Origin of the sequence: Nocardioides sp., assembly GCF_036503465.1 — a bacterium.
In the GTDB taxonomy this organism is placed as follows: domain Bacteria; phylum Actinomycetota; class Actinomycetes; order Propionibacteriales; family Nocardioidaceae; genus Nocardioides.
In genome coordinates this window covers 1-21,645 of sequence record NZ_DASXWU010000065.1, presented here as the reverse complement: position 1 = coordinate 21,645, position 21,645 = coordinate 1, and the positions used below count along the sequence as shown (strand labels likewise).

At 69.4% G+C, this 21,645-nt stretch carries 21 protein-coding genes; 15 read left to right on the top strand and 6 right to left on the bottom strand.

The genetic code is table 11. From position 1 onward, the window contains the following. Positions 1 to 1,040 precede the first annotated feature (1,040 nt). A complete protein-coding gene (locus VGK78_RS12805; protein ID WP_331528036.1) occupies positions 1,041 to 1,991 on the top strand; it encodes a hypothetical protein in 951 nt (316 codons plus the stop codon). Here the strand turns inward: VGK78_RS12805 and mobF are convergent. After that, positions 1,971 to 5,333, bottom strand: a complete 3,363-nt coding sequence (gene mobF, locus VGK78_RS12800; RefSeq protein WP_331528035.1) for a MobF family relaxase — start codon at positions 5,331 to 5,333, stop codon at positions 1,971 to 1,973. The two genes, VGK78_RS12805 and mobF, sit on opposite strands and share 21 nt — an antisense overlap. 267 nt (positions 5,334 to 5,600) lie before the next feature. Between mobF and VGK78_RS12795 the strand changes: the two genes are divergently transcribed. Next, a complete protein-coding gene (locus tag VGK78_RS12795) occupies positions 5,601 to 5,807 on the top strand; it encodes a helix-turn-helix domain-containing protein (protein ID WP_331528034.1) in 207 nt (68 codons plus the stop codon). 422 nt (positions 5,808 to 6,229) lie between these two features. Here the strand turns inward: VGK78_RS12795 and VGK78_RS12790 are convergent, their stop codons facing one another. Next, entirely contained in the window at positions 6,230 to 6,652 is a 423-nt protein-coding gene (locus tag VGK78_RS12790; RefSeq protein ID WP_331528033.1) for a hypothetical protein, read from the bottom strand. Between the two features lie 373 nt (positions 6,653 to 7,025). Between VGK78_RS12790 and VGK78_RS12785 the strand changes: the two genes are divergently transcribed. From VGK78_RS12785 to VGK78_RS12770, 4 genes are all read left to right on the top strand, one after another. Beyond that, complete coding sequence (locus tag VGK78_RS12785; protein WP_331528032.1) at positions 7,026 to 7,352, top strand: YegP family protein; 327 nt, start codon at positions 7,026 to 7,028, stop codon at positions 7,350 to 7,352. A 90-nt stretch (positions 7,353 to 7,442) separates the two neighbouring features. Further along, positions 7,443 to 8,087, top strand: coding sequence for a type II toxin-antitoxin system toxin DNA ADP-ribosyl transferase DarT (gene darT, locus VGK78_RS12780; RefSeq protein ID WP_331528030.1), 645 nt, complete (start codon positions 7,443 to 7,445; stop codon positions 8,085 to 8,087). A gap of 17 nt (positions 8,088 to 8,104) precedes the next feature. Beyond that, positions 8,105 to 9,166: a type II toxin-antitoxin system antitoxin DNA ADP-ribosyl glycohydrolase DarG gene (gene darG / locus VGK78_RS12775; RefSeq protein WP_331528029.1), complete on the top strand. Its 1,062-nt coding sequence runs from the start codon at positions 8,105 to 8,107 to the stop codon at positions 9,164 to 9,166. 40 nt (positions 9,167 to 9,206) lie between these two features. Continuing rightward, on the top strand, positions 9,207 to 11,474 hold the full coding sequence (locus tag VGK78_RS12770; RefSeq protein WP_331528028.1) for a hypothetical protein: 2,268 nt from the start codon (positions 9,207 to 9,209) through the stop codon (positions 11,472 to 11,474). On the opposite strand, the gene VGK78_RS12765 is transcribed toward VGK78_RS12770, so the two are convergent. Beyond that, positions 11,423 to 12,619, bottom strand: a complete 1,197-nt coding sequence (locus VGK78_RS12765) for a tyrosine-type recombinase/integrase (RefSeq protein WP_331528027.1) — start codon at positions 12,617 to 12,619, stop codon at positions 11,423 to 11,425. The two genes, VGK78_RS12770 and VGK78_RS12765, sit on opposite strands and share 52 nt — an antisense overlap. A 342-nt stretch (positions 12,620 to 12,961) precedes the next feature. On the opposite strand from VGK78_RS12765, the gene VGK78_RS12760 reads away from it, so the two are divergent. Beyond that, a complete protein-coding gene (locus tag VGK78_RS12760; protein ID WP_331528026.1) occupies positions 12,962 to 13,324 on the top strand; it encodes a YciI family protein in 363 nt (120 codons plus the stop codon). Between the two features lie 118 nt (positions 13,325 to 13,442). Further along, positions 13,443 to 14,000: an SHOCT domain-containing protein gene (locus tag VGK78_RS12755; protein WP_331528025.1), complete on the top strand. Its 558-nt coding sequence runs from the start codon at positions 13,443 to 13,445 to the stop codon at positions 13,998 to 14,000. A gap of 1 nt (position 14,001) precedes the next feature. Here VGK78_RS12755 and VGK78_RS12750 read toward each other — a convergent pair whose 3' ends face one another. After that, positions 14,002 to 14,379, bottom strand: a complete 378-nt coding sequence (locus VGK78_RS12750; protein WP_331528024.1) for a VOC family protein — start codon at positions 14,377 to 14,379, stop codon at positions 14,002 to 14,004. Beyond that, positions 14,376 to 15,860 (bottom strand): MFS transporter, encoded by a 1,485-nt coding sequence (locus VGK78_RS12745; protein WP_331528023.1) that lies wholly within the window; start codon positions 15,858 to 15,860, stop codon positions 14,376 to 14,378. Before VGK78_RS12745 ends, VGK78_RS12750 begins: the two co-directional genes overlap by 4 nt. A gap of 99 nt (positions 15,861 to 15,959) precedes the next feature. On the opposite strand from VGK78_RS12745, the gene VGK78_RS12740 reads away from it, so the two are divergent. The 6 genes from VGK78_RS12740 to VGK78_RS12715 are packed head-to-tail and all read left to right on the top strand — an operon-like array spanning position 15,960 to position 20,389. Then, positions 15,960 to 16,421 (top strand): MarR family winged helix-turn-helix transcriptional regulator, encoded by a 462-nt coding sequence (locus VGK78_RS12740; RefSeq protein ID WP_331528022.1) that lies wholly within the window; start codon positions 15,960 to 15,962, stop codon positions 16,419 to 16,421. Further along, positions 16,405 to 17,337 (top strand): hypothetical protein, encoded by a 933-nt coding sequence (locus VGK78_RS12735; protein ID WP_331528021.1) that lies wholly within the window; start codon positions 16,405 to 16,407, stop codon positions 17,335 to 17,337. The genes VGK78_RS12740 and VGK78_RS12735 overlap by 17 nt, the downstream gene beginning before the upstream one ends. 20 nt (positions 17,338 to 17,357) lie before the next feature. Beyond that, positions 17,358 to 18,152 carry an SURF1 family protein gene (locus VGK78_RS12730; protein WP_331528020.1) on the top strand — a complete coding sequence of 265 codons (795 nt, stop codon included), beginning with the start codon at positions 17,358 to 17,360 and terminating at the stop codon, positions 18,150 to 18,152. 9 nt (positions 18,153 to 18,161) lie between these two features. Then, positions 18,162 to 18,503: a DUF3817 domain-containing protein gene (locus VGK78_RS12725; protein ID WP_331528019.1), complete on the top strand. Its 342-nt coding sequence runs from the start codon at positions 18,162 to 18,164 to the stop codon at positions 18,501 to 18,503. Positions 18,504 to 18,524: 21 nt separating this feature from the next. Beyond that, a complete protein-coding gene (locus VGK78_RS12720; RefSeq protein WP_331528018.1) occupies positions 18,525 to 19,343 on the top strand; it encodes a patatin-like phospholipase family protein in 819 nt (272 codons plus the stop codon). Continuing rightward, a complete protein-coding gene (locus VGK78_RS12715; RefSeq protein WP_331528017.1) occupies positions 19,340 to 20,389 on the top strand; it encodes a 1-acyl-sn-glycerol-3-phosphate acyltransferase in 1,050 nt (349 codons plus the stop codon). Before VGK78_RS12720 ends, VGK78_RS12715 begins: the two co-directional genes overlap by 4 nt. A 27-nt stretch (positions 20,390 to 20,416) precedes the next feature. On the opposite strand, the gene VGK78_RS12710 is transcribed toward VGK78_RS12715, so the two are convergent. Then, on the bottom strand, positions 20,417 to 21,103 hold the full coding sequence (locus VGK78_RS12710; RefSeq protein ID WP_331528016.1) for a hypothetical protein: 687 nt from the start codon (positions 21,101 to 21,103) through the stop codon (positions 20,417 to 20,419). Between the two features lie 190 nt (positions 21,104 to 21,293). Here VGK78_RS12710 and VGK78_RS12705 point away from each other — a divergent pair. Next, positions 21,294 to 21,645 (top strand): peptidylprolyl isomerase (locus VGK78_RS12705; RefSeq protein ID WP_331528015.1); only part of this gene is annotated, 352 nt, incomplete at its 3' end.

Below are 21,645 nucleotides of genomic sequence, written 5' to 3'. Positions count from 1 at the left end.
TCGACGTGCTCGCCCGCGCCCAGGCCGTCGACAACAGCCCCACCGAGGAGGTGACTGACCAGCTAACCGTCCAGGCCATAACGGCCTGAACCACAACGACGAAGGATCACACGTCGTACACCACGACAGCGGACTTGACCGGCCGAGCAGCGAGTACAAAGTCTGGAGGCTGAAGTGCGACGCCTTCGCCGACTGGTGTCGGACCTTACGCGCGCCATCGATCGCTCCGCTGCAGAGGACGACCTGGACGCGCCGTCACCGTAGGAGTACTGCAGACGGCGCCGCGCCGGGTCCACGGCCCTGCGGCAAGTGCGACTTGCGTGCCATGCCATGGACGTAGCTCCTCAGCTGTTCGCAGGGACCGCCTGGCGCCCGGCCAGGTAGCTTCCGACCCCAGCATTACCCTCGCCTCCGACATAGGCCGCCCAACCGGCATGATCCGGCCGTCGCCCGCGACCACGCATCGGACGCGGAGTGACGGGCGATGACGAACTCCTCAGTCGCTCCGGCCGCTACGCACTTGCGCCCTCAGTAACAGCCGTCGATGAAGATCGCGATGCGCTGCTTGGTGAAGACGATGTCCGCGGTCCGGCGCAGTGACGGCTCGGGGCGGTAGTCGACGCGGTAGCGAAGCCCAGCGGCTGCTGGAGACGGCGGACGGCGAACTCGGGCGAGGTGTCTCGGGGCCTGACGTCCTGCATGACCTTCCGTGAAGCCGGGCTGCTCGCCCAACTCTGGTACGCCGGCATCGCTCCATGATCGCCTGGAATCGGCACGGAGCACAGCCGGGCAATCGTCTTCGGCGGCCACATTCTGAGATGACGATCGCGGGGACTCCAGTGCCTGTTGGTGCTGGCTATTTCTGAACGTCTCAACGTCTTGAGATGTCTCGTCGGACGGCAGAAGTGGCCCTTGACGTCCAGGAATGTCCCGCTCACGCTGGATGGTCCCTGCCTGTGGTCGGCGGTGGGGACGTCCCTCGGGAGCATGTTGTGTCCGTTGCAGATCGCCTTGGCCTCCAGGACCTGGAGGGTGCGCTCATGGGTGAGGCGCGAGCGGCCTGGCGCCGCTGGGTGACCGAGCGCCTCGTCGACGGCGTTGTCGACGACCTCGTCGACCTGCCCGCTTGGGCTCTCGCGTCACCGGCCGAGGCGAAGACGCTTCTCGGCGTACTAGCGTCGAGGACCGAGAGCGAGCCGGAGGCGATCACCGCGCTGGTGTGGGCGTTGCTGCCCGGAGCGGAGAAGGTCGCGCGGCGGCTTCGAGACCTGTCGGATGGCATCGACGGCCTGGTGGCCAGCCAACTCTGGCTCCAGGCTTCGGCGGCGTACCGCCTCACCACGCCGAACATCGCGGGCGCGATTGTCGGTCAGACGCAGCGGGAGGTGCTCGCGGATCTGGGGACGGGCGACCTGGCCGTGCGCCGGGACCGGGCGATGGCGCAGGCCATCGATGGTCCCGACCTGCTCGAGGACCTGGCGTGGATCGAACCGGAGGACGATCCGGGTCCGCTCCTCGCTGAGCTCTTTCAGGTCGGCCACGAAGAGGCCGCGATCAACGGCTTCGACTACTGGCTGCTGTGGGCGCTGGCCGCGGAAGCGGACCGGCAGAACGTGCCCGCGCACCGTGGGCGGATGGGCCTGACGGCGCCGGGCGTCGTCGAGGCCGTGGCTGCCGAGGCGAACCTGGCGCCTGGGTCGCTGAGGAAGCGAGCGGCGCGGGCGCTGGACCGGCTGATCGAGTATGTCGATGCCCAGGACGACCCGCAGCGGTACGCGACATGGAAGGCGCAGCACCGCCAGCGCGAACTGACGATCTGGGACGAGCTGGAGCTCACGCTGGTCGAGGCGGAGCAAGAGCGATTCCGCCTCGACCATCCGGGCATGACGCCGAAACAGCTGCGTGTCGCGTTCAACGTGGTGCTTGGGACAAGACGACGGAGCTACACGCCGCAGGAGTGGCGGGAGATGCTAGAGCACGATGCCGGGTGACCGCCGGCTCGGTTCATGGGTCTGCGGCCGGAGAGCAGCGTCGTTGGCGGCGATGCGCTCGACCCGGTAGGCGAGGGCCTCGACCTTGCGCTCCTCGGGGAGCGGGCGCCGGAGGGTGGCCGCACGGTGGAGGATCTGGGTGGCGTTGAGACCGCTGGCCTGCATGCGGTCGAGCTCGCGCGCCAGGTCGAGGGTGTGGTCGCCGCGGTGGTCGAGATCGCCGATCAGACGGGCGATCTGCGCCTGCCAGCGGCCGACCGACTCGGGATAGAGGGCGTCGACCTGGCGCTGGAGGTGGCGGAAGTACCGGGCGGCCGCGAAGCCGCTCGGTCGCGGGCCGAGGAGGCTGCGGTCGTCGTCGGGCACACCGTTGGCGGCCCGCCAGACGACTACTGCCTCGCGAAGCTGGTCGGTGAGCACGTCATCGAAACGCCACAGGCTTTGCGGAAGGTGTGCGTCGCGACGGACGGTGTCGGCGAGGATGCGGGTGCGCTCGGCGCCCGCGTCGAGGTACTTCGACCAGTCGGGATGCCTGCGCAGGGCGGCGGGGATGCCGGGCAACCACGGAAGCGGGCCGGTGGCAGCTGCTTCCAGCGCGCCTTCGGCGTCTGCGCCCAGGAGCCGCTGGGTGGCGGTGGTGATGGCGTCGCCGTACCTGCCGGCGGCCCCGTGCAACAGCGCGGCAGGGCTGGTGGCGTGGGAGAGCTCGGTGGTCGCCGACACAGCGGCACCGTCGCGGGCGATGATCCGGTCGAGTGTCTCGACTGCGGTGACCTGCTCGTCGATCCCGGGCAGGAACTGCTCCTCCGGCGCGGCCGGCTCGCTGATCAGGTGGAGGTGGTTCTCGAAGCGGCCGCGGCTGAGCATCGTGTAGAGAAGTTGCCGGTCCTCGTGCCCGGTGAGGATGCCATGCATGACGTCGGCGGTACTGCCCTGGGCGGCGTGGACGGTGGTGGCGTAGCCGAGTGCGACGTGGTTGGCGACGTACTCCGGCGGCAGCGCGACGTGGAGTCCGGACCGCAGGTGTCGGGCGCGCAGGCCGCCGTTGGCGGTGAGCGCGGTGACGGTCCAGCGGTCGCCGTTCTTGACCCAGTCGGTGCCGCTGACGCCGAGGCGGCGGTCGTTGCGGCGGGTCAGGATGGTGTCGCCGACCGAGGCCTGGTTGCCGTCAGCGAGCGTGACTTCGGCGCTGACGACGGTGTGATCGAGCCGAGTCTTGCGGGCCGCGTGGTTGAGTCTTGCGACGAGGTCCCGGGTGGGCGCGAGCATCAGGCACTCGCGCCCGGCAGTCGTCTCCTCCTGCCACGCGACCAGCACCTCGGTGAGGTTCGTGAGCTCGTCGCCACTGTGAACGCGGTCGTGGTCGAGGTAGTACCCGAGCGCCGTACGGTCGCCGTCGCGCAGCGCGAGCGACGCCGACGCCTCGACGGGATCGTTGAACCGGACCACCTGGTCGAGACGCACGGCTCCATGGGTGGTGGCGATGTCGCGGAGTACGCCACCGGCGCCGACCGCGGCGAGTTGCTGGTCGTCGCCGATCAGCCGGACCCGCGCACCCTGGCCCGCGCAGGCGGCGATGATCCGATCGAGGGTGAGGGTGTCGGCCATCCCGGCCTCGTCGATGACCACGACCGTGTGCGGCTCGAACCCGGGATCCACGCCAGCCGCGAGGGTGTGGTCGAGCATGGCGAGCGTCTCGGACGGGATGCCGGTTGCGTCGGCGAGTACGGCGGCTGCGGCCGCTGAGGGCGCGAGGCCGACGACTTCGTACCCGAGATCGTGGGAGACCTTGATGAGGGCGCTCATCGCGGTGGTCTTGCCGGAGCCCGCGGGTGCCAGGGCGAGTGCGACGTGGCGCGGGTCGGCGACGAGGCTGCGTACGAGGTCGAGCTGACCGTGGTTGAGCTCCGGCCCTTCGAGGGCGGCCGCCATCAGCGCCAGGTCGACATCGACCGGATCCGGGCTCCTGGTGGCAGCGGTGCCGGCCGTGTCGACGATCCGTGCCTCGGCCGCGAGGATCCGCGGGCTGGTGAAGTGGTCGGCGCCTGTGTGGCGGTAGACGCTGACGCCGTCGGACCGCTTGAGCGCAGTCGGCTCGGGGATCGGGTCGAGGTCGGGCGTCAGGTTGATCAGCTGGTTCGTGACGGCGTCCACGAGGTGCTCGATGACCTGGGGAATCTGCTCGGGCGCGAGGGCGAGGCCGCGGACCTGGCGCTGCGCCTCGGCGTACATGTGCCAGGTCTGCCACGTCGCGCGGTGGGCTTCGAGCTCGTGGATGACTCGGTCGGCGGCTTCGCTGAGCCAGACCGTCGATAGCTCCTGGGCGTGAGCGGGGTCGGGGTGGAGCGCGGTGTCGACCATGATCCGGAGGCCTCGCTCGCCGAGCAGATCCGCTCCCTCGCCATGCCAGGTCGCCCGCTGCTCCGCCTCGGAGCGCGGCTCGTGCTTGGCCTCCCGGGTCTCCAGGTTCGCTCGCTGCGCGAGGTCGATCCGCTCCTTGTCGTTCGGGCGGCGACCGCGGTTGCCCGCGAACTCCTCGGCAAGTTCCGCGACTCGCTCCTCGATGTCGGACCGACGGCGGGACCAACGTGCGCAGAGCGCCGGGTCGACGCCGGCGATCTCGCGCACCGGCCGCTTGTCGCCGGCCCGCGGCACGTTGATGAATCGGACTCCGAGCTGTTCACGAAGGTGGGCTTCGAGCGCGGTGTTGTAGGCCTCGGAGGCGGCGACCACGTGCTCGTGCAGGATCGTGCCGTAGATCGAGAGCCAATTGCCTTGCTCAGTCTGGACCTTGTTGGCGACCGCAACGTGGGTGTGCAGATCCGGGTCGCCCGCACGCGAGTCGCGATGCAGGAACGTAGCGGCGATCAGGCCACGGGTCTCGACCTGCCGAGCGCCGCCAGCGCCCTCGCGCGTGAAGATCGCGTGGGTCTCCAGGAAGGCAAGTGCGTCGAGTACGGCGGCGTTGTGCGCCATCTCGATCTGCCTGGCGACCTCGGGCGGGGCGACCGCCCACAGGGTCGAGACCGACTTCGCTGGACTGAACGTCAGGTCGAAGCCGGCGACAGAGCCTTGCTTGAACGGGCGCCCGAGCGCGACTCCGGTGACCGGGTGACAGCCGTCGCCGAAGAGGTTCTTCATCTCCTCGGCGCTGACGGCGTCGCCGTGCTCAATGCCCTCGAGTCCAACGAGACTCGAGCCGATCCAGCGGCCGGGTGCCTCGCCCTTGCCGGCGTAGTAGTCAGCCAGCGGAGTCTTGCCGAGCTCGGTGGTGTCCGCGGCCGCGACCTGGCGAGTCAGGTACTCGTAGCCCGACCCGGCGGCCAGCTTCTTCAGCGTCATCGTCACATACCTCAAGGCCGGAACCGGGGCGCGAGTGGCCACCCGATTCGTCCGTGAAAGAGGTGTGTCCGGGAGAGGGAGGGGTTGAGGAGGCCAGAGGAGAGGGGGCCGGGTGGAAGGGATGGGCAGGAGGAGGAGAAGGAAGCCAGTGAAGGGCAGAGGAACAGCGGAAGGGGAGCGGAGAGAAAGGGGTGGCCACTGGAGGACTTCCCTCGGCCTTGAGGGATGAAGGCGGCCAACTGGGCCGCCACCAACCCAGGAGTTCCCATGGCCCCGAAGCCCCGCCAGCTCGTGACCCTCCGCGAGGCGGCCGAGATCCTCGCCGTCTCGGTCAAGACCGTCCGCCGCTACATCGCCTCCGGCGACCTCGAGGCCGTTCGGCTCGGCCGCCGCACCATCCGCGTCCGGGTGGATTCGCTCGACGAACTGATCGACGCGCACCCGGTCAACACGTGGCGCGACCGGGCATCGTGACGCCGGTGGGACGTCGACCGAGTGCGAGGTACCACGGACGGATGGCCGACTCGAGCGAGTACCAGCGGAACGGGCGACCTGTCGGCGTCGTTCAGCGCGACCAAGAAGATCGAACAGGCGCAGGAGCAGGCACAGAATCTCCACGACTACGTGCATGAGATCGTCGCGAAGGCGCCGCCACCGATCCCGTCTGACGCTCGCGAGCAGATTGCAGCACTACTTCGCCCATACGGCATCGAGCCGGACCCGGCTCAGATGAGGTAGCGCCTCCGAGGCTTCTACGGCGACGTGGTTGAGGAGACCTCTGACGAGAGGCACCTGGATCCGGACGAGGCGTTCAAGCACTCGGAGTAGTGCCAGGCCTGCGGACGCAAGCCGTCGGTCATCATGGACGCGGATCCGATCGGGCTCGCCGGCGGTGACTAGGCAGACCGAGAGGTGAAGCCGACACTGCCGCTCAATAGCGGCCTCAAGGCTTCCACGAGAGTGGTGAGTTCCGCGGTCGCACGCTCAGGTGGCACGCCTACCTCAGCGAGCGCCTCGGCTCGCGCGAACGCCACGCGGGCATCGGCTTCAAGCTTCCCTACTTGCTCAGGAGTCAGGACGCCGGCTTCGGCCTTCCGACCGTATGACGCAACTTCATGCTGGGAGCGCTGAAGGTACTCGGCGTACACCTCGACGTGGCCCTTTGCCCGCTTGTAGTCGCGGTCGGCTGCTCGCCGGCAAGTTTCGGAGCAGTACTCCTTCCGACGGCCGCGGCCGAGTTCCTGGATGACCGGCTCCTTGCAGGACAGCCGTCCGCAGGGCACAGCGATTCGGCCGATGCTCTCTTCGTTGTCGGTCACGTGTCCGCCTATTCGCGCGTTGAAAGTAGTCACTTCTCGCTCAGACTGCCGGGCCGGACCGCTCTGATGGCGCCGACACACCGAATGACACCGGTGTTTATTCGCGCGGAAGTGGCGCGAATGCGGTGATCTGGCCACTCACGGGCTCGGGCGTGTCGCACATGCCGTGGCCTTGGGTCGTGCTGAACTAGCACCAGTCGCCTGAACCCAGGTGGCGCAGAAAGCGCGCAAAAACCAAAGCGCCCGGCTTCCAGGCCGGGCGCAGAGGTGCACGGGACATGAGGTGTCGTCGTACGGGTGGAACCGCAATGACATCACCGGTCCCGAGCTCGCGCAAGACACGCACCACGGTGCGAGATCGGAGGGATCGCCGATGTGGCGGTTCGTCGTTGCACACAACCAGGCCGGTAACCCCACGTGGTGGCTGTACGCCGGCAACAACGAGATGGTCGCGTGGGCGGGGGAGACGTTCGCCTCGACCTACAACGCCAACCGGGCGGCGTCGGCGTTCAAGGCCGGTGCGCGGATGGCGCGGTACGAGATCTACCAGGACGCTGGCGGCTCGTGGCGGTGGCGGGCGTGGCGGTCGTCGGACAAGGTGGCCGCGTCCGGGGAGTCGTTCTCCAGTCGGTACGCCGCCGAGCAGGGTGCGAACCGGGTGCGTGACAACGCTGGTGGCGCGACGAGCGCGGCTGCCTGACTTTAGGTGGTGGCGGGCGGCTCTGGCTCGGGCCAAGCCGCCCCGTCAGCACGATCTGCGACGATCCGGCTTGGACGAGAGGAGACGAACATGGCGCGCCCGGTCCCGACGCGGCTGTTCCACTTCACGCGCGTCGAGCACCTTGAGACGATCGTCTCCTCGGGCCTGCACTGCGACCGCCGCGCCCAGGCGGACGGGGTGCTTAGCATCGAGGTGGGAAACAAGGATGTGAAGTCGCTTCGAAGTACGCGGAGTGTGCCGGTCCATCCGGGCGGAGTGGTTGCGGACTACGTGCCGTTCTACTTCGCGACGCGCAGCCCGATGCTCTACGTGATCGACCGTGGGGGTGTGCCGAGCTACAGCGGGGGAACGGATCGCATCGTCTATCTGGGCACAACGTTGGAACGCCTGGCCGACCTCGGTCTCGATCCGGTGCTGTCCGATCGCAACGCCGCCCTCCGTGTTGCGGCCTTCCACAGGTGGGCCGACGGAGAGCCGGAGGACTCCTTCATCGACTGGCCTCTGATGAAGTCGACTATGTGGAACAGTGACGCCGAGCATCCCGACCGCATGGAGCGGCGGATGGCCGAGTGTCTGGTCTACGAGACGGTCCCGTGGACGGCGATCCAGTTTGTCGGTGCCAAGAGCCAGACTGTGCTCGATGAGGTGAACCGCGTGCTCGCAGGAACTGCGAGTCCGCCGAGCGTGGGAGTCAGACCTCGCTGGTACTTCTGAGGCATGCTGGAGGTGACATGATCACGGAGACGTCTGGGAACCTTCTGCGCGCGGAGGCTGAGGCGCTCGTCAACACCGTCAACACCGAAGGTGTGATGGGCAAGGGCATCGCGCTCCAGTTCAAGAAGGCGTACCCAGCGATGTACGAGGACTACCGCTCGGCCGCGAAGGCCGGCGAGATCCGCCTCGGCCACGTCCGGGTCTGGCCCACGGGACAGATGACTGGTCCGAAGTACATCATCAACTTCCCGACCAAGGGTCATTGGAAGTCGCGCTCCAAGCTCGCGGACATCGAAGCCGGGCTGGTCGATCTAATCGCGGCGATCCGAGCCCTTGGGATCTCTTCCATCGCCGTCCCGCCGCTGGGCTGCGGAAACGGCGGCCTCGACTGGAGCGATGTCGAGCCTCGGATCGTCCGAGCCTTTGAGCAGGCGCCTGAGGTCGAAGTGCTCCTCTTCGCCCCCGATGGCGCGCCCGCCGCGATCGAGATGGCCAAGTCTGCGGACCGCCCTGAGATGACGCCCGGTCGAGCAGCTCTCGTCGACCTCATTCACCGTTACACGTTGCAATCGTTCATGGCACCCGGGCTCATCGAGTCGCAGAAGTTGATGTACTTCCTTCAGGTCGCTGGTCAGCCGCTGCGGCTCAACTTCAAGCAGCACTACTACGGCCCGTACGCGGACAACCTCAGGCACGTGCTGAACGTTGTAGAGGGCCACTTCATCAGTGGCTTCGGTGACGGCAGCGCATCTGTGGCCAATGCCGAGCCCCTGTCAGTCTTGCCCGAGGCTGCCGACCAAGCCGAGCGAACGCTGGCTAACGATCGAGACACCCAGGAGCGGATCCGTCGGGTGCTTGTTCTCGCTGACGGATTCGAGTCCGCCTACGGGCTAGAACTGCTGGCCACCGTCCATTGGGTCGCCACGCAGGAGGCCGTTGGGAGCGACGACGAGATCGTCGCGAAGGTCTGGGAATGGTCGCCGCGGAAGGCCCGCATGTTCACCGAGGATCACGTGCGGATCGCGCTGGACGCGCTCCGGGGTCAGGGGTGGCTCGCACAGGAGCTCGTGCACGCCTGACTTTGGCCAGGTTGTCGGTGCGGTCAGTCATCCTTGCGCCATGCCGGAGCTCGCCGAACACCTTCGAGTTCCACGCCTGCTCGTTAGCGCCCGGGTTCATCTCAGCCGCGCCCTGGAGCGACGGCGTGAGTGCATCCGACTCTGGGACGAGATCCGCCGGGATGGTCCATTCTCGGCCTGGCTAGAGGAGACGAGCGACGACACCGCGGAGCTATGGTGCTCGTACCGCCCAACCGATGCGCTGCAGCGCGCCGCCGACGTCGCAGCGGCCAAGTTGCTCACGGAGATCAAGAGCGCAATGGACGCCGCTGTTCTTGGGGTAGCCGTGGCGAACGTCGGGTTCGGGATCCTCGCGGGCGACAAGCACTCGATGCCCCTCTGTTTCGAGGCAGCAGAGTTTGATGACCTCCCGTACGAGGGCCATCTCATGGGTCTCCGACCCGATCAGGTCAACGTGCTTCGCGACGTGCAGCCTTTCGCGCCGGACGGATTCGTCGGGCTCCACATGCGGCACCTGGCCCAGTCGCTTCGCCGCGTGCAGGCGGGCGGCCAGTTGGTTTCGATCTGGGCCAGTAGGGCCAACCCGCAGCCCAACTTGCTGGACGGCTACGCGATCGCTTCGATCACGATCGATGACCCTGGACCGCTGGATGTCCGCAAGCGGCTGGCGACCCTGACGGTGAGCCCGAGCCTCCCGCCTGAGACGTTCTCGGGCAACCCGAATGTCTACTTCGACCCGATCCTGAACGCACCGCCATGGCCGCTCGACGGCGACGATAACCTGAATCGTCGGATGGATGCCCTTCTCACGATCCTGCGCACCTTCATCGAGGTGCTCGAGGAATCCCTCGACACAGACGAGTCAACCCACCGGTTGGGGGCGCTCGACGCGCTCATGCCCTCGACGCCCACTGAGGTGTGGTTGCCCGTTCAGTTCGACGACCCTGCTCAAGAGGAGGAGTCTCGGCAGGCGATCTACGAATCGGATCAAGGGATGGCGATCTACGGCAACGAAGACGGCGTGATGACGTACATGGCGCTCCGCGACGGTCGTGTCGTCGGGCGCGAGATCCCGGACGCTGAAGCGCTGCCGCCGGGGGAGGAGTACGGCTCTGCCGTCGAAAGCGCCACTCGTGCTGCGGCGGGGCGATGGGGCCTGCCCGACTTCGTGCTTCGGCCGAAGATCGTTCCGAAGGGTAGTGGCCGTCGGGAGATTGGTGACGGGACCATCGTCTCCGGGAGCCGCGGCATTGCGCTCCAGGTCAAGGCGAGGTCCTCTGCTACGCCAGACTCTGCCGAACGCGCACAGTCATGGTTGCTGAAGAACGCGACTGCAGGGCTCAAGCAGGCACGGGGGACGATCCGAACGTCGTTTCGATCCGGCGACCCGACTCTAGACAACCTGCGGGGTCGTCCGGTCCGCGTTGACGGAAGCCGAGTCAAATGGGTGCCGGTCGTCATCCTTGATCATCCAAGTCCTCCGAGGCAGGTCTTCCCGTCCGGGGACGCTGACGGCCCGAGCGTCGTCATGCTGCGTCGCGACTGGGAGTTCCTCTGGAATCAACTGCGTTCGGCCTCGGCGATCGTGGACTACATCCACCGCGTCGCCGAAGAGGATGAGCCAGCCGAGCTGGGGTCAGAGACCCATCGCTACTTCGACCTGGCGAACAAGGACCTACAGGCTCCTCCGAGTCCGTTGCCGGACTGGATGAATGATGGTTGGGCCGAACCGGTGAGCGGCCCGCTGCTTCCAAAGGACCCGGCGTCGGCGGGAGATGAACTGGGGTTCCGCGTCTTCCAGCGAGTACTGGAAGACATCGCCGCGACCGACTTCACCGGCGACGAAACCGATCGAGTGCAGATGTTGGCGCACATCGACCGCGTGGCCGTTACAACGAGAGCGGAATTGGGGCGCCTGCTGCTGCGACGACTCATCGCGTGCAGCCAAGCGCCTGAGGGCCAACTCAGGGTCGAGCATCGACTTCTCTACGTCGACCATGGCGAGTTGCATCTCTCGTTCACATGCATGGGGAAGCTCACCGGGTATTACCAGGAGATGTTCCGTACCTGGCTCCTCCATCGGCGCCAGCGATTCCTGATGCAATCCGACGCGAAGGGACCGATCTGGCCATGGAGTGTCGGCGTACTCCTCACCCCGCGGCCAAGCACTGACGATCGGCTCTGGGACACAACGGTCATCGCCACTAACGGCCCACCGGAATTCGATGACGACGAGTATCGCCGGCTCGATGCCGTCTACGCGTCGGTTGCACCGGACGTCGAGGTCGAGGACTTCCAAGCCGTGTAGGTTTCCCCGATCTTCGCGGCGAGTGCCTTGTCGCGGTCACGGGTGGCGTGCTGGTAGATCGCCATCGCTGCCTGGGACGCGTGGCCGGCGCGCGCCTGGAGCTCAGCGGCGGTGGCACCATGCTGGCCGGCCAGAGTGAGGGCTGTGTGCCGCAGGTGGTGGATCGTGAGGTCTGGGCGGCGAGCGGCCTCGCGAGCTGGGCGGTAGCGGTCCATCAGATAGCGGACGCTCATGTGGTCAGTGCGGTCGCCCGGGAAGAGGAGCCCGGTCGGGCCAGGGGCGGTGTGCTCGAGCAGGTGCTTCTGCAGCATCTGCATGAAGGGCGGCGGCACGTGCACGGTCCGGGTCCCGCTGACGGTCTTCGGTGCAGTGATCGGGCGGCCGCAGTCGCGGCATGCGCCCGGGGCATCGCGGTTGGGGTTCTTGTCGACCTTGCGGGTGACGTCGATCCGACCGACCCGGCCGTCGACGTCGGAGCGACGCAGTTCGAGTGCCTCGCCCTCCCGCAGCCCGACGAAGGCGGCGAGCACGATGAAGAGTCTCAGCCGCTCCGGCATGTTCTCGATGATGACAGCCAGCTCGTCGAAGGTCGCCGGCTTCGCCACACGCTTCACCCGTGCCGTACTCGCGCCGCGGATCTTCGGCGGGGCGCGGTCGATGAGCTCTTCCTCCTCGGCGGCCTGGAGGAGCGACCGCAGGAGCCGGTACGCCGCGGCGTTGGTCGACTCGGTCCTCGGGCCCATCGCTGCGCGCCACGCCTTGATGTCGGCGAGTGTGACTTCGACGAGCGGAGTGTCCCGGAACGTCGGCAGGATGCGGGAGTCAAGGAGCTGCCGGTATCCGGCGAGGGTGTTCGGCCGCAGCGACCTCTCGGAAAGGTAGCGCTCGGCGAAGCCGCTAACGGTGTTGAACAGGGCTTCACGCTGGCGTCGTTCCACCGCCTCTTGGCGAGCGCGCGGTGGCGACCAGCTGTCCCTGTCGATCAGGGCGCGCTCGGCGGCCAGCCACGCCTCGGCGTCCATCTTGGTCGCTAGCGTCCGGGAGTAGCGAGTGCCGTCGCCCATGGCGTATCGCGCCCGGTAGGTGACCGCGCCGGACCTGCTCACCCGTCGCTCGACCTCGCCGAACCCTCTGCGCCGCGCCATCCCGAGTCCTCCGATCGCCAACCCCATGCTGCTTTGGCACGGACTCTACGCCGTGGGGGACTAGTGGGGGAAACGTTGTACGATCGGGGCCTCAGGTGACCCCTTCTGACCTCCTGTTTTACGGTCGGACGTCACCTTCAAACGGCCATCCGACCTGCTTTGCAAGCAGGGGGTTAGGGGTTCGAGTCCCCTAGGCTCCACATGAGGAACCGCAGGCCACAGCCTGCGGTTTCCGGCATTTCCAAGTGCTCTCCGATGTCGAAGATCGCCCCCGCCGTTCGACGTACGGAGGACAAGAGCACCTCCCAGCAACCAGTAGGAGTGATCAACATGCCGCGATTCATGGGATTCGTGAGGATGGGAGAGGGTGTCGGCACGCCGCCGCAGGCGCTGTTCGAGGCGATGGACGCCTACATCGGGGAACGCGCCGCCGGGGGTGTGTTCCTCGACGGTGGCGGTCTGTACGGGACCGAGGACGCGGTGAACTTCGTGGCCCGCGAGGGCGCGGTCAGCCGGGTCGACGGACCGTACGCCGAGGCCAAGGAGGTCGTCGGCGGCTGGGCGATCCTGCAGTACGACACCGTCGAGGAGGCCGTCGCCGACCAGCAGCAGTTCGCCGAGCTGCACGCGAAGCACTGGCCGGAGGTCACGGTCATCGCGACCCTGCGCCAGATCTCCGAGGGCCCGGACGCACCCGGCGCCTGAGCGACCGACCCGGGGCGTCATACGGGATGCGACCTCGAGGTCACCCCGTATGACGTCCCGCGGGCGACGTTCCGCGAGTACCGTCTGGGCCGGAGCCGACCAGAGACGGGGGAACACCATGGCGGACACTGCCTGGCAGAAGGGCCTGCACCCGAAGGCGGTCGAAGCCGTCGAGCAGACCCTGGCCCCGGACGAAGAGGTCCGGTTGGTGATCCACGGCGCCAGCAAGCAGGCGATCATCGCCACGGACAGCCGAGCGCTGGTCTACAAGAAGGGGTTCATGGCCGGCGCGTCGTTCGGGGCTGAGCTGACCAGCTGGGCCTACCGGAACGTCCTCGGGGTGCAGATCCACACCGGGATGATGAGCGGGGCGGTGGTGCTCCAGGCACCGGGACAGAGCGGCACGCGGACGTCGAGCTGGAAGGGCGACGACGCGGATCCGTACAAGGCGCCCAACGCGATCCCGCTGAACCGGCCGTTCGACGGCGCACGCCGACGGGTGGCGCGGCTGGGGCAGATCATCGACGAGGCCCACCGGCGGGAGCAGGCGCCGGTCGCTGCGTCACCGGCCCAGGAGTCGGTCGCCGACGAGCTGCGCAAGCTGGCCGACCTGCGCGCCGAGGGTGTCCTCACCGACCAGGAGTTCGCGGACCTCAAGGCCAAGCTCCTGGCCTGACTCACCCGCCGTACGGGACCGTGATGATCTCGAGGTTGTGACCGTCGGGACCCTCCCAGTAGAGGCCCTTGCCGCCGTCGTTCGTGTTGATCTCACCCTCGCGCCGGTGGAACGGGTCGGCCCAGTAGGTCCAGCCGCGGTCGACGATCCGCTGCCGGATGGCGTCGAACTCCTCGTCGCCGACCAGGAACGCGTAGTGCTGCCCGTGCGGCCGCCCGTGATCGTCGGCGAAGTCGAGGGAGACACCGTTGGCGAGGGTGAGCACGCGGAACGGTCCGTACGACGTGGGTGGGTCGACGCCGAGGATCTCGGCGAGATCTTCGGCAGCGGCGTGCTTGTCGGTGACGTGGACGATCGTGTGGTTGAGCTCGACGCTCATCGAGTTGCTCCTTCCGTGGGCTCCTGCTCCAGCCTCGCCGATCCGGAGGGCGAGGGGGAGTGCTGCGACGTGGCACGCCCGGACAGGCCGGCGACGACCAGGACGACGACGACCGCGAGCGCGGCGGCGACCCAGCCGGCCGATGTCGCGTACCCGTGCACCAGCGCCGCGCGGGGGTCCGGCGAGCCGGTGTAGCCCCGGGTGGCGGACACCGCGATGCTGTTGAGGACCGCGACGCCGAGTGAGCTGCCGACCTGCATCGCCACGTTCGCCACCGCGGCGGCGACCCCGGCATCGCGTGGCGACACTCCGCTGGTCACGATCTGGATCGCGGGCGTGAACACGCCGCCCATGCCCAGCCCGAGCAGCACCATCGCCGGCAGCACGGTCGTGGCATAGCTGCTGCCGAGGTCGAGGGTCGCCAGCAGGCCGATCCCGCCGGCGGCGAGGGTGACGCCCGTGGCCACCAGCCAGCGCGCCGGAAGGGTCCGGGCGAGCACGCCGGAGACGGCGTACCCGGAGACCGAGACGGCGGCGCTGAGGGGCAGGAAGGCCAGTCCCGTGTGCAGCGGGCTCCAGCCGAGGACGGCCTGGAAGTAGTAGGTCAGCATCAGCGAGAGCCCGAACGACGCGACGACGCCGGACGCGATCGCGACGTAGGAGACGGCGCGCGAGCGATCCCGGAAGAGCGTCAGCGGCAGCATCGGCGCGGCGCTCCGGGCCTGGCGGACGACGAAGCTGCCGAGCACCGCGAGACCGGCGACGATCGGACCCCAGACCTGGGGGTCCGTCCAGGCATGCGTGGCGGCGTGAGCGGCGCCGTACACGAGTCCGGCGAGCCCGGCCGTGGCGAGCGCGGCCGAGGCCAGGGGAAGCGGCACGTCGGCGTGCGGCTCGGTGCGTGGCAGCAGCCGGGTGCCGGCGACCAGAGCGCCGAGGGCGAAGAGCACGTTGACCAGGAGGCACCAGCGCCAGCTGACCAGTTCGGTCAGAGCCCCGCCCACGACCAGCCCGACGATGGCACCGCTGCTCGCGACCGCGCCGTACGTCGCGAACGCGCGGCCACGCTCCCGGCCGTCGGTGAACATCACCGCGATCGACGACAGCGCCGTCGGAGCCAGGACGGCCGCGAACGCGCCCTGGACCGCGCGGCCGGCCACGAGCACCTCGAAGCTGGGGGCGAGCCCCGCGACGGCGGACGCGAGGGCGAACCCGCCGAGCCCACCGAGCAGCGCGGTCCGGCGCCCGAGCCGGTCGGCGATCCGGCCGCCGATCAGCAGGAGCCCGGCGAAGGTCAGCGTGTAGGCGGTGATCACCCACTGCCGCTGCCCGTCACCGAAGCCGAGATCGTGCTGGGCCGTCGGCAGCGCGATGTTGACGATCGTGGCGTCGAGGGCGGTCAGCAGCTGAGCCACCGCGATCACGCCGAGGGCACGCCAGCGCCCGGGGAAGGGGGTCGGCATCGGGGGCTGATCGGTCATGGCTTCCTCCTGGTCCGAGATGTCACGTCCTATCCTTAGACCTCTAATCAGTAGATGTCAAACGATTAGCCATCGAAAGGATTCTGGTAGGGTGACGGCATGCCCGCACCCCGAGGGACGCCGATCGGGCTCCGACTCGCCGGCGTGGCCCGTGACGTCGGCCGCGCGTTCGACGACGCTCTCGCCTCCGCGGGTGGCTCGCGGCCGATGTGGATGGTGCTGCTCGCGCTCAAGAGCGGGGCTGCGGCGAGCCAGCAGCAGGTCGCCGACCACATCGGCATCCGAGGGGCGACGCTGACCCATCACCTGAGTGGCATGGAGGAGCGCGGGCTGGTGGTCCGCACCCGCGAGCCCGGCGACCGGCGCACCCAGGTGGTGCGACTGACCGAGGAGGGCGAACGGATGTTCGTCGCAATGGCCGGAGCGGCGCAGGAGTTCGACAAGCGGTTGCGCCGCGGGCTCACGGCCGCCGAGGTCTCCCAGGTGGACGCGCTCCTCCAGCGCCTGCAGGAGAACGCCGGCGTCCGCGGCCCGAAGCTGCCCGGTGACGCGGCGACCTGAGGGCAGGCGGCCGGCGCGGCTGCTGGTTGCCGTGCTCGCCTTCGTCGGGGCACTGACCGGGTGCGCCCAGGAGCACACCGCCCCACCCGTGTCACCGCCCTCGACGGTGCCGACGCAGATCCCGGCGTACGACGCGTCGTTGCCGCCGGCGCAGGCGGTGCAGGCCCTGGTCCCGCTCCGGGCGACGAGACTGCGGCTGGTCGACCTGGCCGAGATACGCCGCCAGGTCGGCCTGCCCGGGCTGACCAGCCGTTCGTCGGCCGCGGACCGCGCGGCGTTCCGGGCACGCGCAGCAGTGGACTCACCGATCCTGGACCGCCCGGTGCTCGGGCCCGTCGACGGCCGGTTGCGCACGACGTACGGCTTCGGCGTCGACGACGTGGCCTGGGAGGCGCACTTCTCAGACGGCCGGCGGGGATGGGTCATCGCGTTCTCTCCCGGCGTCGACATGGCGGCCGTCACCCGGGCCGTCCGCGCGGGGATCGGTCCCCTGCGCGGGGCCCACGTGGACGAGGCGGACCGCCTGGTCACGCACGGCGCGGCGGGTCCAGGAGAGCCGGTGTGGGGCAGCGACCCCACCTGGACCGCGCTCGTCCCCGGCCGTGGCGAGGCGTTCGTCGTGCAGCGGGGCTGCCTCGAGGACTCCGCAGTCGCCGTCGGACCGGACCTGGACCCGATCGCGGGTTTCGCGGTGACCTTCGGCGACCACGTCGCGACCGTGCGGGTCGACCGCGACCGCACCGACCTGTTCGCGCGGGCGCGGCTGGGCCGGGGTCGGTTCGGCCGGGTGTTCCGGCACGGGGTGGCCGACCCGTCCACCGGCCGGATCGGGTACGACGTACCCCGGCCGGCAGCGGCAGCAGCCCTGGTCCGGCAGGGCGTCCTGCCCTTCGGGGTCTGCGGCACCGCCGAGTGACCGGCCCGTAGCCTGACCGCGTGCCGACCGACGCTCCCGCGATGCCGGCGAGGCGCGCCCTCGCCCCGCGCTACTGGGGCGTCCACCTGCTGATGGTCGCCGCGGTCGTCGTCTGCGCCCTGCTCGGCCGGTGGCAGCTCGGCGTGTGGCACGACCACCGCACGTCCCAGGCCGCGTCGGTGACCCACCAGGCGCCCGTGCCCCTCGACGACGTGCTGGGGCCGGACGCGGCGTTCCCCGGGTCGGGAGTGGGTCGGCCGGTCGTGGTCCGGGGCGCGTGGGACCCCGCCCACACCGTGTACGTCGCCGACCGGCCGCGCGACGGGCGCACCGGCGTCTGGGTGGTCACCCCCGTCGTGGTCACGCCGTCAGGCTCCGCGATCCCGGTGGTGCGCGGCTGGGCGCCGAGCAAGGAGGAGGCGCCGGCCGGCCCGAAGGGAACGGCGAGCCTGGTCGGGCTGCTCCAGCCCTCGGAGGACACCGGCGCGACCGACACCGACACCCACGACGACGTGATCCCCGAGCTGAGCGTGACCGACCTGCTGCCGCGTGCGTCGTACGACCTCTACGGCGGGTACGTCGTCGCCACGGACCGGTCGGTGCCCGGCGGCACCGCCGGGTCGACGCCGATCGACGGGATGGCCGGACTGGCTCCGGTCACCGTCGAGCACCTGCCCGGTGCGGACACGTCGACGGCCCTGCGCAACCTTCTCTACGCCTTCCAGTGGTGGATCTTCGGTGCCTTCGCGGTCTTCATGTGGTGGCGGTGGCTCCAGGAGGACGTGCTCGGTCGGCGCTCACCGGGCCCCCGATAGCCTCGGGTCGTGTCGAAGCTCTTCCCCGCCTACCGTGTGCTGGCGATCCTGGTCGGCATCCTGCTCGCCTTCTGCTCACTGGTGGCCATGCCCCTGAAGTACCTCGCCAGCGATGGCAGCGGTCTGCAGCACTTCGGGGACCAGGCGAGCATCATGTGGGTCGCCCACGGCTGGGTCTTCATCGTCTACGTCGCGGTCTCGTTCCTGCTGTGGCGGCAGACCCGGTGGTCGCTGCCGTTCGCGATCCTGGTCCTGCTCTCGGGACTCATCCCGCTGGTGATCTTCTACGTCGAGCGTGTCGTCACCCGGCGGATCCGCGCGGAGCACCCCGAGCTCGTGCCGACCGGGTAGCGCCTGCCCCAAGATGGTCACATGACCACGGCGTTCGTGCTCGGCGGCGGGGGAGTGCTGGGCGCTGCCGAGGTGGGCATGCTGCGAGCGCTGTTCGAGCGCGACGTGACGCCGGACCTGGTGCTCGGCACGAGCGTGGGGGCGTTGAACGGCGCCATGGTCGCCCGCGACCCGACCCCCGCCGTGATCGAACGGTTGACCGACCTCTGGCAGGACGCGAGCACGGCCCGGGCCGTCTCCGACCGGCCCTTCCGGACCATGCGTCGCGCGGTCTCGACGGGCACGCACCTGTACTCCGCGGCGTACATCCAGACCCGCCTGGTCCAGGAGTTCGGGGCGACCAGGTTCGAGGACCTCCCGGTGACGTTCCAGGTGTGCGCGGCCAGCATCGAGCGCGCCGCCGAACACTGGTTCGTCTCCGGCCCGCTGGTCGACGCGATCATGGCCAGCGCCGCGGTACCGGGCCTCCTGCCGCCGGCCAAGGTCGGCGACGAGCACTTCCTCGACGGCGGGATCGTGAACTCCATCCCCCTCGGCCGTGCCATCGGGCTCGGCGCCCGCCGGGTGTTCGTGCTCCAGGTCGGGCGGATCGACCGCCCGCTGAAGCCGCCGCAGCGGCCGTGGGAGGTCGCCCGGGTGTCTTTCGAGATCGCGCGCCGGCACCGGTTCGCGCGCGAGCTGGCCGAGGTGCCCGACGATGTGGAGGTGCACGTGCTCCCCGCCCGCGGGACGTCGGTCCGGGACGACTCGCTGCTCGCCCACCGCGACTTCTCCCGCGTGCGCAACCGGATCGACGCCAGCTACCAGGCCTCTCGGGACTACCTCGCGGACCTGACGTGACCCGGGCCGTGCTCTGGGTCCTCCGGCGCGCCGTGATCGCTCCGGCGATGATCCTGCTGGCGGTGGGGCTGTGGGTGCTGCTGCCGCTGTGGCTGATCGTCACCGCGGCACTGGTCCCGGTGCTGCCGGGACGCTGGCGGTTGCTGCGCATCCTCTGGCTGACCGTGGTCTGGGTGACCGCCGAGAGCCTGCTGCTGGTGATCCTGCTGGGATGGTGGCTGGCGTCGGGTTTCGGCCGCCGAATCCGCACGGCGTACTGGCAGGGCGTGCACTACGACCTGGTGCAGGGCCTGATGTACGTCGTCTTCCGCGAGGCGCGACGGGTCCTGGCCCTGCGCGTCGAGACCGCCGGACCCGACCCCGACGCCTACCCGGGCAAGCCGCTGATCGTCGCCAGCCGCCATGCCGGACCCGGCGACTCCTTCACCCTGATCCATGCGTTGATGCACTGGTACGGCCGCGAGCCGCGGGTCGTCCTCAAGGACACGCTGGCCTGGGACCCCGCCGTCGACGTGGTCATGAACCGCATCCCCGCCCGGTTCGTCTCAGCCGGGAAGGGGACCCAGGACTTCGAGGCGCAGATCGCCGACCTGGCCCGCGACCTCGACGGGAACGACGCGTTCGTGATCTTCCCGGAGGGCGGGAACTTCACGCCCGCGCGCCGGCAACGCGGCATCGACCGGCTGCGCCGGCTCGGCCTCGAGCGGATGGCACGGCGGGCGGAACGGATGACGCACGTGCTCGCCCCGCGACCGGGCGGGCTGCTCGCCGCGCTGGACGCCGCTCCCGAGGCGGACGTCGTGCTGGTCGCGCACACCGGGCTCGACCACGTGCTCACCGTCGGTGACGTCTGGCGGGAGCTCCCGATGGACAAGGTGATCGTCATGCAGTGGTGGCAGGTGCCGCGCGCCGAGATCCCCGCGGGTCGCGAGGCACGGATCGAGTGGCTGTTCGCCTGGTGGGAGCGGATCGACGGATGGATCGCCGAGCACCGGCCGCAGGAGCTGTCCCGCGGCCGGTCGCGCCGTACGGCGAAGGTGGGATAGGCGGGTCGGGGTGGAGGACGCCGAGGATCAGGGCTTGGCGGACTTCTTCGCCACCGGCTCCTGACCGGGCTCGAGGTCCACGACCTCCGCCGGCTCGTCCGGGGTGGTGACGTCGTGGGACTCGTCCGTCGCGTCGGCGAGGGCCTCGTCCGGCCCGGCGCCGCCCACGTCGGCACCCTCGCCCGAGGCTGCGGCCGCGGCGTCCGCGATCGGGGTGTCCGTGCTCCCCGCGGCCCGGGAGGACGGCGGCGGGTTGGGGGTGTACGACGACTGCCAGTTCGCCCGGTCGCCGCCCGACTGGAGCTTCTTCACCGCGAACCCGATCACGGCCGCGAGCCCTGAGAGGATCAGCAGCTTGCGGAGCCGGTGCTTCTTCTGCGGCTTGCTGGTCAGCCGGGCGGCCTTGTTCGCGGCGAGCTCCTTGCCCTGCGCGGCTTTCTCGGCGGCGAGGTCTGCGGCGACGGAGGCCTTCTCGGCGGCCAGGGCGGCGCCCTGTGCGATCAGTGGGGTGGCCTTCTCGCGGGCGTCGGCCAAGGTCGGCCCCGCCTTCGCCTTGGCCTCGGCGAGGACCGGGCCGGCTTGCTCACGCGCGTCGGCGAGCGCCGCTTCCGCCCTGTCCTTGGCCTCGGCCAGGACCGGGCCCGCCTTCTCGACGGCGGCCTCGACGTAGTCGGCGGCCTGCTGCATGAGCGTCTTCTTACGGCGGATACGCATGGGGACCTTTCCCTTCGTCTCGTCTCGTCTATCCCACCACGATCCTCCTCGTACCCAACAGGGCGGTCTCCACCACCTGAGCGAGGACCGTCACGCGACGACGCGCGCGTGCGGGCAGGCCATCCGCAGGTGCCCGGTTGCCCCGCATGGGAGGATCGGCAGCACCAGCACGCAAGAGCGAGAGGCATCCATGGCTGACCAGCAGGCCGTCCTGAAGACCAACCGGGGCGACATCACGATCAACCTGTTCCCGAACCACGCTCCCGAGACCGTCGCCAACTTCGTCGGCCTCGCCGACGGCAGCAAGGACTACCGCGACGACGCGGGCCGCAGGGGCGAGCGCTACTACGACGGCTTGACGTTCCACCGGATCATCGACGGTTTCATGATCCAGGGCGGCTGCCCGCTCGGCACCGGCACCGGAGGTCCCGGCTACACCTTCAAGGACGAGCCGCATCCCGAGCTCGTCTTCGACAAGCCGTACCTGCTCGCGATGGCGAACGCCGGGCCCGGCACCAACGGCTCGCAGTTCTTCGTCACGG

Bases quoted from the DNA above. Each gene is read 5' to 3' on its own strand.
- VGK78_RS12805 (WP_331528036.1), top strand. From the start codon at position 1,041: ATGGGTGAGGCGCGAGCGGCCTGGCGCCGCTGGGTGACCGAGCGCCTC.
- mobF (WP_331528035.1), bottom strand. From the start codon at position 5,333: ATGACGCTGAAGAAGCTGGCCGCCGGGTCGGGCTACGAGTACCTGACT.
- VGK78_RS12795 (WP_331528034.1), top strand. From the start codon at position 5,601: ATGGCCCCGAAGCCCCGCCAGCTCGTGACCCTCCGCGAGGCGGCCGAG.
- VGK78_RS12785 (WP_331528032.1), top strand. From the start codon at position 7,026: ATGTGGCGGTTCGTCGTTGCACACAACCAGGCCGGTAACCCCACGTGG.
- darT (WP_331528030.1), top strand. From the start codon at position 7,443: ATGGCGCGCCCGGTCCCGACGCGGCTGTTCCACTTCACGCGCGTCGAG.
- darG (WP_331528029.1), top strand. From the start codon at position 8,105: ATGATCACGGAGACGTCTGGGAACCTTCTGCGCGCGGAGGCTGAGGCG.
- VGK78_RS12770 (WP_331528028.1), top strand. From the start codon at position 9,207: ATGCCGGAGCTCGCCGAACACCTTCGAGTTCCACGCCTGCTCGTTAGC.
- VGK78_RS12765 (WP_331528027.1), bottom strand. From the start codon at position 12,619: ATGGCGCGGCGCAGAGGGTTCGGCGAGGTCGAGCGACGGGTGAGCAGG.
- VGK78_RS12760 (WP_331528026.1), top strand. From the start codon at position 12,962: ATGGGATTCGTGAGGATGGGAGAGGGTGTCGGCACGCCGCCGCAGGCG.
- VGK78_RS12755 (WP_331528025.1), top strand. From the start codon at position 13,443: ATGGCGGACACTGCCTGGCAGAAGGGCCTGCACCCGAAGGCGGTCGAA.
- VGK78_RS12750 (WP_331528024.1), bottom strand. From the start codon at position 14,379: ATGAGCGTCGAGCTCAACCACACGATCGTCCACGTCACCGACAAGCAC.
- VGK78_RS12745 (WP_331528023.1), bottom strand. From the start codon at position 15,860: ATGACCGATCAGCCCCCGATGCCGACCCCCTTCCCCGGGCGCTGGCGT.
- VGK78_RS12740 (WP_331528022.1), top strand. From the start codon at position 15,960: ATGCCCGCACCCCGAGGGACGCCGATCGGGCTCCGACTCGCCGGCGTG.
- VGK78_RS12720 (WP_331528018.1), top strand. From the start codon at position 18,525: ATGACCACGGCGTTCGTGCTCGGCGGCGGGGGAGTGCTGGGCGCTGCC.
- VGK78_RS12710 (WP_331528016.1), bottom strand. From the start codon at position 21,103: ATGCGTATCCGCCGTAAGAAGACGCTCATGCAGCAGGCCGCCGACTAC.